Source organism: Paenibacillus dendritiformis (genome assembly GCF_945605565.1).
Taxonomy (GTDB): domain Bacteria; phylum Bacillota; class Bacilli; order Paenibacillales; family Paenibacillaceae; genus Paenibacillus_B; species Paenibacillus_B dendritiformis_A.
The window spans coordinates 1,755,179-1,771,245 of the sequence record NZ_OX216966.1 but is presented as its reverse complement, the minus strand read 5'-3'; the positions used below and the strand labels follow the sequence as shown (position 1 = coordinate 1,771,245).

Below are 16,067 nucleotides of genomic sequence, written 5' to 3'. Positions count from 1 at the left end.
AGTTTTCTCTAAAATAAAGGTAATATATTACATGATTTTACAACCATAATGACAAATTACGTTTTTTATCAACAAGGGTTGTATTTGTCTATCGCTTTCCACCTATAAAAGTAGATATGTAAAGGAGGGAGAGCATGGAGATATTCGTTAAATTCTTCATTCCACTTTTAAGCGGCGGTTTAATTTCTTTATTTGGTAATTATTATTTTTTACTGAAAATACTCATCTTCTTTGTGCTTGTGGATTATGCTTCAGGATTATTGGCATCGGGACTAAAAGGGGAGCTTCGTAGTAACAGAGGCCTCATTGGAATATCCAAAAAAATCTTTATGTTTTTCATGATCGCAGTAGCTCATCATATAGACTTAATTTTTGGTCAGGATCACTATTTTCAGAATACCGTCACGTATTTTTATATTGCGAACGAGCTTATTAGCATTATTGAAAATGGAATTAAAATAGGTGTTCCGATACCCGCTATTTTTCATGAAATGATTAAAAAACTAAAAGAATTAAGTAATGATAAAAGTAATAAAAAATAGCTTTACTCTAACGGCGTACATCCGCGAACGCAGCAAAAAACCCGACACCGGCCTGCGCCAGCATCGGGTTCTTTCTGTCCCCAAACTATACCACCACTTGGCAAATATCATTCGTGAATTGCACTGGATCGCCAATCGGCAGCCCTTCGATCAGCAGCGCCTGATTGTACAGCAGGTTCGTGTTACAGGCTCAGCTTCTCGCGGTCGTTCGCGAGAGCGTCCTTCAGCGACCGAATACGTCATGGTTGACGTTGATTTCCAGCACCTTATCCGCCTGGATATCCTGGCTGTTTCGAAATTCAGGTCAACATGTTAATGTAATGGTTATATATTGAATGATAACCATTTTAAGCGAGGTGGGAAAATGTCAGAAAATACCCTAAAAATGATTGCCATCGTGATATATATGGCAACTATGCTGGGTATAGGGTGGTATGCTTTCCGCAAAACGACAAACTTGACGGACTATATGTTAGGAGGACGCTCCTTAGGGCCTGCTGTAACCGCTTTAAGTGCTGGCGCTGCCGATATGAGCGGATGGCTGTTAATGGGGCTTCCGGGAGGGATTTTCCTGACGGGACTGTCAAATGCCTGGATTGCCATTGGCTTATCCGTTGGCGCCTATCTTAACTGGCTGTTTGTTGCCCCACGTTTGCGCACATACACGGAAGTTTCCGGGAATTCCATTACGATTCCATCGTTTTTGGAAAATCGATTTAGGGATAGCACCAAGCTTCTGCGGATCGTTTCCTCCATGGTTATCCTTATTTTCTTTACATTCTATGTTTCCTCAGGTATGGTGGCAGGAGCGGTCTTTTTTGAAAACTCCTTCTCCCTTCCTTACCTAGCGGGGCTGCTCCTCGTTTCCGGAGTGGTTGTTGCCTATACATTGTTTGGGGGCTTTCTTGCTGTCAGTTGGACGGACTTTGTCCAAGGGCTTATCATGCTGCTTGCCCTTATCCTTGTACCGTTGTTAGCGATGAGCGAGACAGGTGGGTTGGCTAACACAGTTGATACAATCAGCTCCATAGATCCGTCCCTCCTGGATTTATTTGCCAGCACTACTGCGCTCGGCATCATCTCCGCAGTTGCCTGGGGACTTGGCTATGTTGGACAACCACATATTATCGTCCGCTTTATGGCCATCCGCTCTGTACAGGAGACCAAAACTGCGCGACGTATTGGTATGGGCTGGATGGTTGCCTCATTACTTGGCGCTTCATTAACAGCATTGGTTGGTCTTGCTTTTTTTACCCAAACAAATTATACATTGTCTAATCCAGAAGCTGTCTTCATTCAACTTGGACAAATTTTATTCCATCCGTTTATTGCCGGAATAGTCCTTGCTGCTGTATTGGCTGCAATCATGAGCACGGTGTCTTCTCAGCTCATTGTAACCTCTAGTGCATTAACAGAAGATTTATATAAGCTGCTTCTGCGTAAAAATGCCTCTGATAAAGAACTTGTGTTCTTTGGAAGAATGGCCGTTCTAACGATTTCAGCCATCGCCTGCCTGCTCGCGTTGGGCGGTGAGAATAAAACCATTTTAAGTCTTGTCGCTTATGCCTGGGCCGGATTTGGCGCTTCCTTTGGCCCCGTTATCGTGTTAAGCCTGTACTGGAGAAAAATGACCAATTGGGGTGCCATTGCCGGAATGTTGGCAGGTGCAGCAACCGTGATTATCTGGAAAAACATTGACTTGCAAATTACTAAGGATATATACGAAATCATTCCCGGATTTATCGTCAACCTTATCGTCAGTATTGTCATAAGCCTGTTTACCTATCAACGGGACGAAGCTATCGAAAAAGAGTTTGATACCAGCTTGAAACTGTTGCATACAAATGTAGAAGAAGCATGATCAATTGCGGGTAAGGGGGAGATTCCCCCCGCCTCTGCATACACATCACCGTATGTGAAAACGATCCTCAGATGGAGCAAGCCAGTCCCCGTTCGGGACGTTCACCCGAAAGATGACGCCCATGCCTGGCGTACGTACAAAACCCGACACCGGCCTGCGCCAGCATCGGGTTCTTTCTTTCCCCAAACTATACCATCACTTTGCAAATATCATTCGTGAATTGTACCGGATCGCCTATCGGCAGCCCTTCGATCAGCAGCGCCTGATTGTACAGCAGGTTCGTGTACAGGCTCAGCTTCTCGCGGTCGTTCGCGAGGGCGTCCTTCAGCGATTCGAATACGTCATGGTTGACGTTGATTTCCAGCACCTTGTCCGCCTGGACATCCTGGCCGTTCGGCATCGCCTTCAAAATTTTCTCCATCTCGATGGACAATTCGCCTTCGCTGGAGAGGCAGACCGGATGGGACTTCAGCCGCTTCGATGCCTTCACGTTTTTCACTTTGTCCTTCAAAATTTCTTTCATCGCATCGAACAGCTCTTGATTGTCCTTATCCTCCGTGTCGGAATCCTTCTCGCTGTCGTCCGCGTCGATGCCGAGATCGCCGCTGGAGACCGATTTGAACTCCTTCTCCTTATAGCTCATGATCATCTTGATCGCGAACTCGTCGATATCATCGGTGAAGTACAGAATCTCATATCCCTTGTCAGCCACCAGCTCCGTCTGCGGCAGCTTCTCGATCCGGTCGATCGATTCGCCGGAGGCATAGTAGATATACTTCTGATCTTCCGGCATGCGGGAGATATACTCGTCCAGGCTGACGAGCTTTTTCTCCTTCGAGGAGTGGAACAGGAGCAGGTCCTGGAGCACTTCCTTGTTCATGCCGTAATCGCTGTACACGCCGTATTTCAGTTGACGGCCGAACGATTCATAGAATTGCTCGTATTTCTCCCGATCATCCTTCATCAGGCGCTGCAGCTCGCTCTTGATCTTGCTCTTGATATTTTTGGCGATCAGGCTGAGCTGACGGTCATGCTGCAGCATCTCGCGGGAAATATTAAGCGACAGATCCTCGGAGTCGACCATCCCTTTGACGAAGCTGAAATAATCCGGCAGGAGATCGGCGCATTTATCCATGATGAGGACGCCGTTGGAGTATAGCTCCAGCCCTTTCTCGTATTCCTTCGTATAGTAGTCGAACGGCGTCTTCTCCGGAATGAAGAGAATCGCATTGTAGACGACGGCGCCGTCCGCCTTGATATGGACATGGGTGATCGGCTTGTCGAAGCCGTACCGCTTCTCGGCATAGAAGTTTTCGTAATCTTCCGCGGTCAGCTCATTTTTATTTTTGCGCCAGATCGGAACCATGCTGTTCACCGTCTGCTCTTCCGTATATTCCTCGAATTCATTCTCGGCGCCTTCCTTCGGCCGCTGGCCCGTCACATCCATCTTAATCGGATAGCGGATGAAGTCGGAATATTTTTTGATGATCGATTTCAACCGGTAATCGTCCAGATACTCGTCGTAGCGATCATCCTCGGTATTTTCTTTGATTTTCAAAATAATGTCCGTTCCTACCGAATCCTTCTCGCATGGCTCGATCGTATACCCGTCGGCCCCCTGCGACTCCCACTTGTACGCTTCCTCGCTGCCCAGCGGCTTGCTGATGACGGTGACGACATCCGCCACCATGAATGCGGAATAGAAGCCGACCCCGAACTGCCCGATAATGTTATGGCCGTCTTTAAGCTCGTTCTCGTTCTTGAAGGCCAAAGATCCGCTCTTGGCGATGACGCCCAGATTGTTCTCCAGTTCTTCCTTCGTCATGCCGATCCCGGTGTCCGAGATGGTCAGCGTCCGGTTCTCCTTGTCCGGGGTGATTCGGATGTAATAGCTGTCCTTGTCGAAGACGAGCTGATCGTCGGTCAACGCTTTATAGTAGATTTTATCGATCGCGTCGCTGGCGTTGGAGATCAATTCTCTTAAAAAGATTTCCTTCTGGGTGTAAATGGAGTTGATCATCATCTCGAGCAGTCGTTTCGACTCTGCTTTGAATTGTTTTTTCTCCATGATGGGTCTCCTTTCGACAACACATTTTTAGCACTCTAGACGAACGAGTGCTAACACCTTCCTTTTATATATCATATACTAAATTTGGGTGTCAATATGTTCAAGCATTGGAGAAGCAACTTCTCCTTTCCTACGGTGCTTGCAGTTGTTCTCTGCACCTGCCTCTCATTTGCCTGCTGGGACGCATAGAGGTATAGTAAACACGAGGCAGGCCACTTCCGAAGCCCTCGGTAATCCCTCAAAATAAAGATTCATAGGAGAACAAATATGGAGACATCCTTACCAAGAATCGGCGTCGGCGCCGTTATTTTGAATGAAGCGAATGAGATTCTGCTTGTGCTGCGGGGACGTCAGCCGGAGAAGGACAAATGGAGCATTCCCGGAGGCAAGGTGGACTTATACGAGACGCTGGAGGATACGACCGTCCGCGAGGTAATGGAAGAGGTCGGGCTTCACATCCAGGTGAAGCGGCTGCTCTGCACCGCCGAGACGATCGATCCCGGCCGGGGCGAGCATTGGATCTCGGTCATCTTCGAGACCCGCGTCGTCTCGGGCGAAGCCAGCAACCGGGAAGAAGGCGGAGCGCTGCAGGATGTTCGCTGGTTCCCGTTGCCGAAGCTGCCGGACAATCTGGCCTCCTTCACCTGGCCCGCGATTCAAGCTCTACGCAGCCCCGGCGCTGCCGCATATTCCGGCCGGAACGAATGATGTCCCGGCTGGAGAGCGTCTCCGCCTGTTTTATCGCTTCCAGGTGACGCGGTACATCCGATAGCCATGATGAGCTTCACCGTCTATCCACCAGGTCAAATCCGCCTTTAGCTCTGCGCTAGACGGATCAAGCTTTATCCCTTGGATGGTTATGCCCTCGTTCAAGCCCGCCTCCCGCTCGGATTCATATCCCGGGACCTCCACCCGGAGGCGGCTCACAGGCTTCTCCCCCATATAATCCACGGATAGATCATAGAACCACTCAATCCCGTCCCAAAAAGCCTCTAATCCAAGCTTCCAATCGTCCGCGTTCTTCGATTGCTTTTCTTCAATTCGTACACCCGGTAACGCATGTTCCGCAGAGAGAGCCTCTTGTTGTGGAACGCCGGAGGGGCACCCCTGTAACGCGATTGCGATAAGAAGGAAGGCCATCAACCTGATGATGCTGCCGCTCATTTCGTTTCCATACCTCCTTTATCTTCCATTATTTACGAAAATTATAACCTGATTCTTCCCGCAAAAGAACGCCCTGATCGGCGATCAGGGCGCAGTGTTGGATTCCTATTCGTGCGTGACGCATAATACCGCGGCCGGCGTGCTGTATGCGCCTGCCGTCGACGCATAGACAGCGCAGGTTACCGTGCGCCGGGCCGGAATGGTGACCGTCGCGGCCTCGACCGCTTGGACGGCCGGCGACAGCCGGGGCACTCCATAGGTCCGCCCCCGATTCCAGCGGACAGCTCCTGCATATGGCCCTCCGCGCCCCGTCAAGTAGACGGTCACCGTCTTGCGGCGAGGATGCGGATTGCTCAGCGCCAGGTTCAGCTTGTAGATGACGCCGTAATGCCCCTTGTTCGACGCTTCCGCATTCGCCGGATCATAGCTGGAAGCGGCCGTCATCAGATTATCGTTGCCGCCGTTATGGATGGCGAAGCTCATGTTGCCGCTTCCGGCGACATACGTGACAGGCTGCGAACACGCCGGATCCGCGAAGCCTTCGATATCGGCGAAGTCCCAGGAGCCGCGCGGATGCGACTTGCCCTCGGCCGTCCGATAGGCGGGCACGACCGGGGTATGGTTGAGCCTCAAGTCGGCCCCCGGGCGAGTGGCGGCCACAGTGCGCACCCGGTAATCAAGCTCCTTCGGGCTGGACAGTGTAAATTCCATCACGCCGCCTACCAGTTCCCCGTCGGGGACGAGCCACTCCTTCACCAGCCCTGTCTGTCCGCCGCGGATCGAGCGATCGTCGGGAATGAGCGGGGCGAGCGTACGCCCAAGCAGCGCCTTGGCAGAGCATCTGCCGAGTGCGGGGAAATCCGCAATCACACCGATGGAATGCTTGACTTGGCGAACGCGTATCGGGCTGCCGCAGGATGCGTTCTCGACCGTGACGCCGAATGTAATCGGAGCTCCCGTCTGGTTCAGATGCCAGACGAACAGCCGGTATTGCACGCGCTTCCTTCCCCGGACGGTATCATGCCACAGCGTGGCGAAGCCGTTCGTGAATGACGTCGTGGCGCTGCTGATCGTCTCCGGATTGTCCGAGAGGAAGAAGCGGGTCGTTCCGCTTTTTCTCCCGTACACGTGAACCTGGGGGGCGACATTGGGCACGGTCTTGATCGGTTTGTCGGATTGCGAACATCGAATCATCATTACACCTCCTCAAATTTGGCCGCGCAGGCCGGAATCATCAATGGGATAAGGAAAATCGGCGCGTATCCCCCGCGGCGGCTCCCCGGCTATGATGACTGCGCTGCTCTGCACGATATGTGTTCTTTCATATATAGAGGAGTTCTGGAAGGGATAAGTACAACCGGGTGGCGTAAAAAAATTTTCAGTCCGCTTTGAGATGCGGTAATTCCATATGCATAAGGGGGACGAGCCATCCAGACAACGAAAATAAGACCTCAGTTCAGCGTACTGAACCAAGGTCTGTTTGAGTTTGTAGATCGGTTTGCCGCAGATGCCTTCCATTAAAGGGCCTCCCGCTGCCGCCTAATCGATCGCTTCACTTCACGCTTGAACCGAATTTTCCCCGTCCGGCTTTACCGGAGCTTGCTTGCGAATAGTGGAAGCGGCATCGCTGTCGCGAATCCGAAGCGCACAGCCAAGGCCCATGAGCAGAAAGCTTGCGGCCCCGAGCAAAGCGGCACGGTACGCCATAATGTTCGGTTCAATGCCTCCAGAGGCATTTATCGTGTGGGTTCCTGCCACGGCAAGAATGCCGGACAGAACCGCCAAGCCTATGGCCGGCCCCAGCCGGTTCTGTACCGTGAACCAGGTCGAGGCGCGGCCCATCGATGCGGGCGGAATGTTGGCAAAAGCCGCAATCTGAACGGCGCCGACCGTATGGCCCAAAAAGACGCCGACACCGAACAGCAGGCTCCGAATCAGCCATGGATTCGTATGGGGACCGACCGTGCTCAGCATCACGAAGAGAATCGCCGTGCACAACAGCCCCATAATCATGACGCGCTTCGGACCAAGCCTCGGATAGGTCCAGGGCACAAGCTGGGAGGCAAGCATAAGGCCAAGCGCCTCGGGGAAGGTCGTTAAGCCGGTATCGAGCGCCGAAGCATGCAGCGCATTCTGATACATTAACGGGAACACGTACAGCATGCCCAGCAAGCCCGCCGCGGAGCACATGGCGACGAGACCTGCGGTGCGGAACAAGCGGTCGCTCAACAGCCGCAGATCAAGCAGCGGCTGCTTCACCCGCAGCTCGACGGCGACAAGGGCCGCTATCAGGATGAGGCCCATTCCCCCCGTTGCCCAGATCGCGGGAGAATCCCAGCCCTGCACAGGACCTTGGCTAAGCGCATACATCAGCAGAGCCAGGCCAGGAGCTGACAAGAGGAGACCCCGAACATCGAGGCGTCCCGCCTCATGCTCCCGATGCTCCTTCAAAAAGACGATTCCGAACAGCAAGGCGGGAATCCCGATCGGCAAATGGACATAAAATATCCAGCGCCACGAAAGATGCTCAATCAGCAGCCCGCTAAGGATCGGCCCGACCGCAGGAGCAACCGCGATCGGGAGAATGAGCGCCCGGGATACTTTGGCCCGCTCCTGCGGGGGGAACATGCGGAACAGCATCGCCATTCCTATCGGAGTAAGCAGGCCGCCGCCGATGCCTTGCACGACCCGAAAAATCGTCAACGCCGTCAAACTGCTGGCGAAGCCGCACAGTGCCGAAGCTACCGTGAACAAGGCGAGCGCGAGCAAAAAGGCGCGTTTGGTCCCCCACTTGTCGCCTAGCCAGCCTGCCGCCGGAAGGACGACAGCGAGGCTTACCAGATAGCCTACATTGAGCACTCCAGATGCGGCCGGAGGCACTTGCAGCTCTTGGCTGATCGTCTGCAGCGCAACGTTCAGGACCGTGGCGTCCATGGCCACCGTGAACATGGCCGCGACGTATACGATACATACGGCCGTTTTTGGGTTCAATCCTTTCTTCATTGCACGGCTCCATGGACAGGGCCCGAAGAATCGTACAGGCTGCGGGGCCGCAAGTCGGTCCAATGCACGTTAATATAGTCCAGGCAACCCTGGCGCGTCTCCGGGCCCAGGACCGTACTCCATCCATCAGGCACCGCGGCAAAGGCAGGCCACAGCGAATACTGCCCCTCCTCATTAATCAGCACCAGATAAGCGCCGTCCGCTTGCTCAAAAGGATTACTCATGGATTAGCTCCCTCCCATCTTGTCTGGCGGCCGCGCCGTTCGCCGAATTCAGCTTGGCCAAAAGAGTCGCGCCGATCTCGGCAAGCGGTCCCGGCTGACACAGGTCCTTATGCCGGCAGTCGATATCATGCCGGTCGATCTGTCCGCCGATATAGGGAATCCACATCTCCGGTTCAATCGGATCGAACCAATCCGGTATAATCGTCGAGCGGAAGAACAGAAGATCCCCCTCGAATCGCCGCGGAGTATAGGCTCCCAGGAGGCGGACCGAGTTCTCATACGTTTTTTTCAAATTCAGAATGGTTGCTTCGTCAAGCGTAGCCAAAGCGCTGCTGTCGCTGCGAAGAATCTCGATCGCGTTCGCGACCGTAAGCGGGACGCCGCCAATGCTGTCCTTGTCGTAGCCGCCCAGGGCAAGCAGCGCGGTCAACGCCTCCTCCTCATCCGGCTCTCCCCGAATCGGGAGGTAATGGCTCGGATAGGCGTCAAGCATAGCCAGAAACGAGACCTCTTCCCCTTCTTGTTGAAGCTGCACCGCCATCGCATGCGCCACATTTCCGCCAAGCGACCAGCCCAGAAGGCGATAAGGACCGTGAGGCTGAATCGAGCGAACAGCTTCCATATAATCTGCCGTCATCTCCTCCAGCGTCTTCGGCAGCTCTTCCGCTTGCGCGATGCCGCGGGCCTGGAGACCGTAGATGGGATAGTCCATGCCGAGATGCTTCATCAGGCCGGCATAGCACCAGCTCAGACCGCCCGCAGGATGCACGCAGAACAGCGGCAGCTGTGCGCCATAGGTTCGGAGCGGCAGCAGAACCTGCAGGGCGCTGTGACCTCCGTCCATATCGAGCCTCTCCGCGATCCCGGCCACTGCCGGCGCCTCGAAGAGGCTGCCAATGCCAAGCTCCCGGCCCAGCGCCTCGCGAATGCGGCTGATGAGGCGAACCGCCAGCAGCGAATGGCCTCCCAGTTCGAAGAAGCTGTCGTCGATCCCGACGCGCCGCACCCCGAGCACTTCGGCGAACAGATCGCACAGCACCTCCTCCTGCGGCGTTCTCGGATTGCGGCCGTCCAGTTCCTGGGAGAGCTCAGGCGCCGGCAGCGCCTGGCGATCCAGCTTGCCGTTCGGGGTGAGCGGCAGCGCGTCGATGCCGATAATCGCGGACGGAACCATGTAATCGGGCAGGAGGCAGGCGGCATGCCGGCGCAATTCGGACGGCCCGAGGCTTGCGCCCGCAGCGAATACCACATACGCGGCCATCCGCTTGTCCCCCGGCCGGTCCTCGCGCACTACGACGGCCGCCTGGGCGACCTCGGGATGACGGGCAAGCACGGCTTCGATCTCGCCCGGTTCGATGCGGAAGCCCCGAATCTTCACCTGATGATCGGCGCGTCCCACATAATCCAGCGTGCCGTCAGCGAGCCATTTGGCCACGTCCCCGGTACGGTACATTCTGCTGCCCGGCGGGCCGAACGGATCAGCGACGAACCGCTCTGCCGTCAAGCCCGGACGGCCCCAGTAACCCCGGGCCAGACCGGCGCCGGCCACATACATTTCCCCCGCCGTTCCGGGCGGAGCAGGCTGCAGCGCCCCGTCGAGCACATACACTCGCAGATCCGGTATCGGCCCGCCGATTAAGCTGTTGGCTCCCGGGGCAGCACTATCCCGATCCAGCTCATTGTAGCTGACGTGCACAGTCGTCTCCGTAATGCCGTACATGTTAATCAATCTCGGAGCATGATCCGGATGGCGGCGATACCAGTCCTCCAGCCGGCTCAGCTCCAACGCTTCGCCTCCGAAAATAACATACCGCAGGGAAAGCATCTGCCCTAACTCAGGTTGTTCCCGATCGGCCTGCATCAATTGATAGAAGGCGGACGGCGTCTGATTCAGGACGGTCACGCCCTCTTGCGCGAGCAAGCGCAGGAACTCGTCCGGCGCTCGGCTTACCGCATGAGGCACCACGACGAGACGCCCTCCATGCAGGAGCGCACCCCAGATCTCCCACACCGAAAAATCGAACGCGTACGAATGAAACAAGGTCCATACATCCTCCGCTCCAAAGCGGAACCAGTGCCGGGTGGATGCGAACAAGCGCACGACATTTTGGTGCGGGATAACGACCCCTTTGGGCTTGCCCGTAGACCCTGACGTATAGATGATATAGGCCGGACTGAGCGGAGACAGGAGCCCGCTGCGTTCCAGAGCGCTTGGATTGGCAGCGGATTGCTGCCGCAGCCGCTCCTGGACAGCGGCCTCATCCAGCACGATCCGGGGCGGGCCTCCGGTCTCAGGCAGCCTAGAGGACACTTGAGCGTTCGTCACCATGCAGACAGGAGCACCGTCCTCCAGCATATAAGCGATCCGCTCCGCGGGATAATCCGGGTCGAGCGGCAGGTAGGCGGCACCCGCCTTGAGCACGGCCAATACGCCGACAACCATCTCGAGAGAACGAGGCAAGGCCAATGCCACGAGTTGCTCGGGACCCACCCCCTCCGCCATGAGCAGATGCGCGAGCCGGTTCGCCCGCAGGTTCAACTCCTCATAGCTCCATGCGCTGCCTTCATGAACGACAGCTGCCGCCTCCGGCGAACGGCTGGCCTGCGCCTCGAACAGCTCCGGAATGGTGGCCGGGGGCGGCGCGGCGGCTTCCGAAGCGCTCCATTCCGTAAGAATGCGGCGCCGCTCTTCCGGCATCAAAATATCAAGCTGGGCCATCGACTTGTCCGGCGCGGCAGCAGCCGACTCCAGCACGCGCACATAGCGGGCCGCCAGCGCATCGGCCGTGCCGCGCTTGAACAAATCCGCGCTGTATTCGACGATTCCGTCCAATCCGTCCGGTCCGCCGTTCGCATCGCGGCGTTCCTGAAGCTCGACGGTCAGGTCGAACTTCGCCGTGCCCGCGCTTTCCAATTGCAGGCTTGCTTCTACACCCGGCAACTCAAGCGCGGGAGCCGGCGTATTTTGCAGTACCAGCATAATCTGAAAGAGCGGATGCCGGGAACGGGATCGAGCAGGGTTCACCGCTTCGACGAGACGCTCGAACGGCACATCCTGATGCGCATATGCATCCAGATTCACCTGGCGGACCCTGGCAAGCAATTCGCGGAAACTGGGGTCCCCTGACGTATCGGTCCGAAGCACCAGCGTATTGATGAACAAGCCGACTAGACCGTCAAGCGCATCGTCGTTCCGACCGGTTATCGGGCTGCCGATCGGAATATCGGTGCCCGCGCCCAGCCGCGTCAGAAGCATGGCAAGCGCGGCCTGCAGCACCATGAACAGACTCGCCTTGCCAGCGCGGGCCAGATCCAAGAGCTGGCCATGGAGCTCCTTGTTAATATGGAAATGGACGGTGCCGCCTTGATGGCTGGCCGCTGCCGGACGCGGAAAATCGGACGGCAAGTCCAACTCCTCCGGCAAGCCTGTGAGCGTCCGCGTCCAGAACTCAAGCTGGCGGGCCATCAGGCTGTCGGAATCGCCGCCGCTTCCCAGCAGGCGCTCCTGCCAGATCGCATAGTCCGCATATTGAACCGGCAGCGGCGGCCATGCCGGATGCTCGCCCCGGCTGCGTGCCGCATAGGCGGCAGACAGATCGCGCGTCAACGGAGACAGCGACCATCCGTCCCCGGCGATATGGTGCAGGAGCAGCAGCAGCACGTATTCATTCGGCCCAAGCTCGAACAATTCGGCCCGAAGCGAAGGCTCGTCCGAGAGCCGGAAGCGGTAGCTGACGGCTTCCTTCAGCCGTTCAGGCAGCTCCGCCTCGCTGGTCTTGGTCAAGATCAGCGCAGGGCACGCCTCGCCGGCGTCCAGAATCAACTGGCACGAGGCCCCGGACGCCTCATCGGGGAACACGGTGCGCAGCGTCTCGTGCCGGGCCGCCACATCGCCCAGGGCCTCCTCCAGCGCTTGGATGTCCAGTTCGCCGGACAGGCGGGCGACAAGCGGGATATTATAAGTCGGGGCCGGGCCTTCCAGACGATACAGGAACCATAACCGCCGTTGGGCGAAGGACAGCGGAATATCGCCCGGCCGCTCGGCCGGCCGTATAGCTGGTCGGGCTTCCCGCGAATCGTCAATGCGCCGGACAAGTCCCGCCACCGTAGGCTCTTCGAAGAGGCTGCCAATACTCAATTCGGCGCCCAACGACTCGCGTATGCGGAGAATGACTCGTCCGGCAAGCAAGGAATGGCCTCCTAGCGCGAAAAAATCATCATCGATGCCGACGCGGGGCAGTCCGAGCGCCTCGGCGAACAGTGCGCAGAGCATCTCCTCCTGTGGGGTGCGGGGTCCGCGCCCTGCGGCCGCTTGTCCGGAATCGGGCACAGGCAGCGCCTTGCGGTCAATCTTCTTGTTCGGCGTCAAAGGCATGGCATCCAGCGTAACGATCGCCGCGGGAACCATATAGTCAGGCAGCTGGCCGGCAGCATGGCGGCGCAGCGCGTCCGGATCGATTCCGGAAGGCGAGGCCGGAACGACATAAGCGACCAGACGCCGCTCTCCCGGACGATCCTCGCGGACGATCACCGCGGCTTGTGCGACGTCGGCATGCCGGGCGAGCAGATCCTCAATCTCGCCTGTCTCGATGCGGAAGCCGCGCAGCTTGATCTGATGATCGGCACGTCCCAAGTAATCGATGGAGCCGTCAGCCAGCCATCTTGCGAGATCGCCTGTGCGATACATCCGGGTGCCCGGAGGCCCGAACGGATCCGCCACGAACCGCTCCGCCGTCAGATCCGGCCGCCCCAGATAGCCGCGCCCCAGCCCGGCGCCCGCAATGTACAGTTCCCCTGCCACCCCTGGCGGAACCGGCTGCAGCGCCGCATCGAGCACGTAGAGCCTCGTATTCCAAATCGGCCCCCCGATAGACGGCTTCCCTGTGCGCTCTGGTCCCATCAAGGCAGCGGTCGAATAAATGGTCGTCTCCGTCGGGCCGTATTGGTTATTCACCTCGCACTCCAGCTCCTGCAGAGCAAGCTTCAACCCGATCGGCAAGGCCTCGCCCCCGGTTATCACCGTCAGCCCGCCGAAGCTGCCGGGATGGGTGGCGGCAAGCGCCTGCCATAGCGTCGGGGTCGCCTGCATAATCGTGGCCCCGGTATCCTTGATTTTCCGGGCCAGAGCTTGCGGATCCAGAATCGTCTCCTTCGGAGCGATATCGATGCCGGCCCCCGTCGTGAGCGGCAGCAACACCTCCATGACGGAAATATCGAAGGAGATCGTCGTCACGGACAGCAGCCGATCCTGGCCATCCAGGGCGAACCGCTCACGCATGCATAACAGCAGGTTGGCCAGCCCTTCAAAGGTAAGCAAGACGCCCTTCGGTCTGCCCGTCGATCCGGAGGTGTAAATGACATAAGACGGATGAAGCGGCGACAAACGGCATAACCGGTCGGCGTCATTCGGATTGCGCTCGGCTTGCCGTTCCAGGCGGTCCATGGTCGCAGGCTCATCCAGCAAGATCTTCGGAATCGCGCCGGAACCGGGCAGCCTGGAGTTCACCTCCTGTACCGTAATAAGGCACATCGGAGCGGCATCATTCAGCATATAGGCAATCCGGGCGGACGGATACTCCGGATCGATCGGCAAATAAGCCGCTCCTGCCTTATGCACCGCCAGGATGGCGATGACCATCTCGACCGAACGCGGGAGCGCCAGAGCCACGATCCACTCCGGGCCGGCACCGTGCGCAATCAGCAGATGCGCCAGCCGGTTGGCGCGCGCGTTCAAGTCCGCATAACGCAGCGCTGTATCTTCGAAGATCGCTGCCACGGCATCGGGCGTACTCGCCGCCTGCTCCTCGAATAATGCCGGCACGCTCCATTGCGCCAGTGCGCGGGCGGTGTCATTCCATTCGTCCACCACCTGAATGCGTTCTTCAGGCAGCAGCAGCTCCAGGCGGCCGATCGGTTGGCCGGGCTCGGACGCTGTCAGCTTGTCCAGCACATGCAGGAAGCGGCGCCGATGCGCGCTCAGCTCACCGGCATCGTAAATTGCGGGGTTGGCATCGAAGTCGATGCGCGGCCCGCTCCCGCCGGAGCCACAGGAGACATGAATCGTCAGATCATCGACAGGCCCGGCCGCCAGATTGCGTATGCTGCCCTGGCATCCGGCAAAGTTCAGCTCCTCGATAAACGGCATGATATTGATGAGAGGTCCGAACAGCCTCCGGTTGTCCCCCACTACTTTCAGATCGCGACGCAGATCCTGATGCCGGTAGTCCTGATGCCTTCTGATCTCGCGCATATTCTCGGATATCTGCGCCACAAGCCCGCTCACGCTCATATCCGGCCGGACGGCGACGCGCAGCGGCAGCAGATTCATTACCATGCCGGGAACGCGCAGCGCCGCGGAGCCGAGACGGCACATCATCGGCACGCCGAGTATGACGTCGTCCGTGCCGGTGAGCCGATGCACGTAGACCGCGGCGGCGGCCATCACGGCGTCGGGCCAGCTTGCGCCCATTCCGCTCGCGGCCGCCTGCCAAGTGTCCATGACGCTTGGCGGCAGCTCCGCGGACTCGCGCAAGAAGCTTCTCGACGTGCGCTGAGCCCGTTCGCCCAGACTGACCGCTTCCGGATGATCGGCGAAGCGGGCCAGCCAATATTCCCGATCCCGCTCCAGCCGTTCCGATGCGCGGTAAGCCGCATCTTCCTCCAGGACCGAACGCCACGAACCGAATGCCCCTTCGCTGATCGGCCAATCATGAGCGAGCGCCGTATAAATTTGCGCCGCTCTTCGCGTCAACAGCGAGAAGCCGTAGCCATCGATGACAATATGATGAATGCGTTGGTACCAATAGAACCGATCGGGCGCGAGCTTGAATAACGCTTCGGTAAACAGCGGACCGCGTCGCAAGTCGACAGGCTGAGCCAGATCGTGCTTCATCAAGGCTTCTGCCGCTGCATGCGGATCCTCCTCGCTGCTGACATCGATCCTGTGCATCGTCCAATCGGATGACGGGACGATCGTCTGCCAAGGACCGTCCTGATCCTCGCCAAAGCGCGCGTGCAGCGCCTCCGCCTCCATTACGGCCTGGCGTACCGACGTCTCGAAGCGATCCGGGTCGACAGGTCCGCGGATGTCGATGTATTCGCCGGTATTGAATATCGGGTTGTCCGGATCAAGCTGCTGCGCGAACCAAATACCCGACTGCGCACCCGACAAAGGCCAGCGGCCATCATCAAGATCATGCATGAGC

10 protein-coding genes and 1 pseudogene are annotated in these 16,067 nt (G+C 57.3%); 3 read left to right on the top strand and 8 right to left on the bottom strand.

The window, feature by feature from the left end:
- Window positions 1–134 precede the first annotated feature (134 nt).
- Window positions 135–542 carry a phage holin family protein gene (locus NNL35_RS07615; RefSeq protein WP_006679686.1) on the top strand — a complete coding sequence of 136 codons (408 nt, stop codon included), beginning with the start codon at window positions 135–137 and terminating at the stop codon, window positions 540–542.
- Window positions 543–627: 85 nt separating this feature from the next.
- Here NNL35_RS07615 and NNL35_RS07610 read toward each other — a convergent pair.
- Window positions 628–834 (bottom strand): annotated as a pseudogene (locus tag NNL35_RS07610) (molecular chaperone HtpG); the annotation flags it as partial.
- Between the two features lie 72 nt (window positions 835–906).
- Here NNL35_RS07610 and putP point away from each other — a divergent pair.
- Window positions 907–2,403 (top strand): sodium/proline symporter PutP, encoded by a 1,497-nt coding sequence (putP, locus tag NNL35_RS07605; RefSeq protein WP_006679695.1) that lies wholly within the window; start codon window positions 907–909, stop codon window positions 2,401–2,403.
- 187 nt (window positions 2,404–2,590) lie between these two features.
- On the opposite strand, the gene htpG is transcribed toward putP, so the two are convergent.
- On the bottom strand, window positions 2,591–4,471 hold the full coding sequence (htpG, locus tag NNL35_RS07600; RefSeq protein WP_254553115.1) for a molecular chaperone HtpG: 1,881 nt from the start codon (window positions 4,469–4,471) through the stop codon (window positions 2,591–2,593).
- A gap of 267 nt (window positions 4,472–4,738) precedes the next feature.
- Between htpG and NNL35_RS07595 the strand changes: the two genes are divergently transcribed.
- Window positions 4,739–5,179: an NUDIX domain-containing protein gene (locus NNL35_RS07595; RefSeq protein ID WP_006679470.1), complete on the top strand. Its 441-nt coding sequence runs from the start codon at window positions 4,739–4,741 to the stop codon at window positions 5,177–5,179.
- 30 nt (window positions 5,180–5,209) lie between these two features.
- On the opposite strand, the gene NNL35_RS07590 is transcribed toward NNL35_RS07595, so the two are convergent.
- The 6 genes from NNL35_RS07590 to NNL35_RS07565 form a co-directional block, all read right to left on the bottom strand.
- A complete protein-coding gene (locus NNL35_RS07590; protein ID WP_006679471.1) occupies window positions 5,210–5,635 on the bottom strand; it encodes a hypothetical protein in 426 nt (141 codons plus the stop codon).
- A gap of 105 nt (window positions 5,636–5,740) precedes the next feature.
- A complete protein-coding gene (locus NNL35_RS07585) occupies window positions 5,741–6,829 on the bottom strand; it encodes a hypothetical protein (RefSeq protein ID WP_006679472.1) in 1,089 nt (362 codons plus the stop codon).
- Between the two features lie 12 nt (window positions 6,830–6,841).
- Entirely contained in the window at window positions 6,842–7,153 is a 312-nt protein-coding gene (locus NNL35_RS07580; protein WP_006679473.1) for a hypothetical protein, read from the bottom strand.
- Between the two features lie 39 nt (window positions 7,154–7,192).
- On the bottom strand, window positions 7,193–8,638 hold the full coding sequence (locus tag NNL35_RS07575; RefSeq protein WP_006679474.1) for a DHA2 family efflux MFS transporter permease subunit: 1,446 nt from the start codon (window positions 8,636–8,638) through the stop codon (window positions 7,193–7,195).
- Entirely contained in the window at window positions 8,635–8,862 is a 228-nt protein-coding gene (locus tag NNL35_RS07570) for an MbtH family protein (RefSeq protein WP_006679475.1), read from the bottom strand. Before NNL35_RS07570 ends, NNL35_RS07575 begins: the two co-directional genes overlap by 4 nt.
- A complete protein-coding gene (locus NNL35_RS07565) occupies window positions 8,855–16,063 on the bottom strand; it encodes an amino acid adenylation domain-containing protein (RefSeq protein ID WP_006679476.1) in 7,209 nt (2,402 codons plus the stop codon). The genes NNL35_RS07570 and NNL35_RS07565 overlap by 8 nt, the downstream gene beginning before the upstream one ends.
- Between the last annotated feature and the right edge of the window lie 4 nt (window positions 16,064–16,067).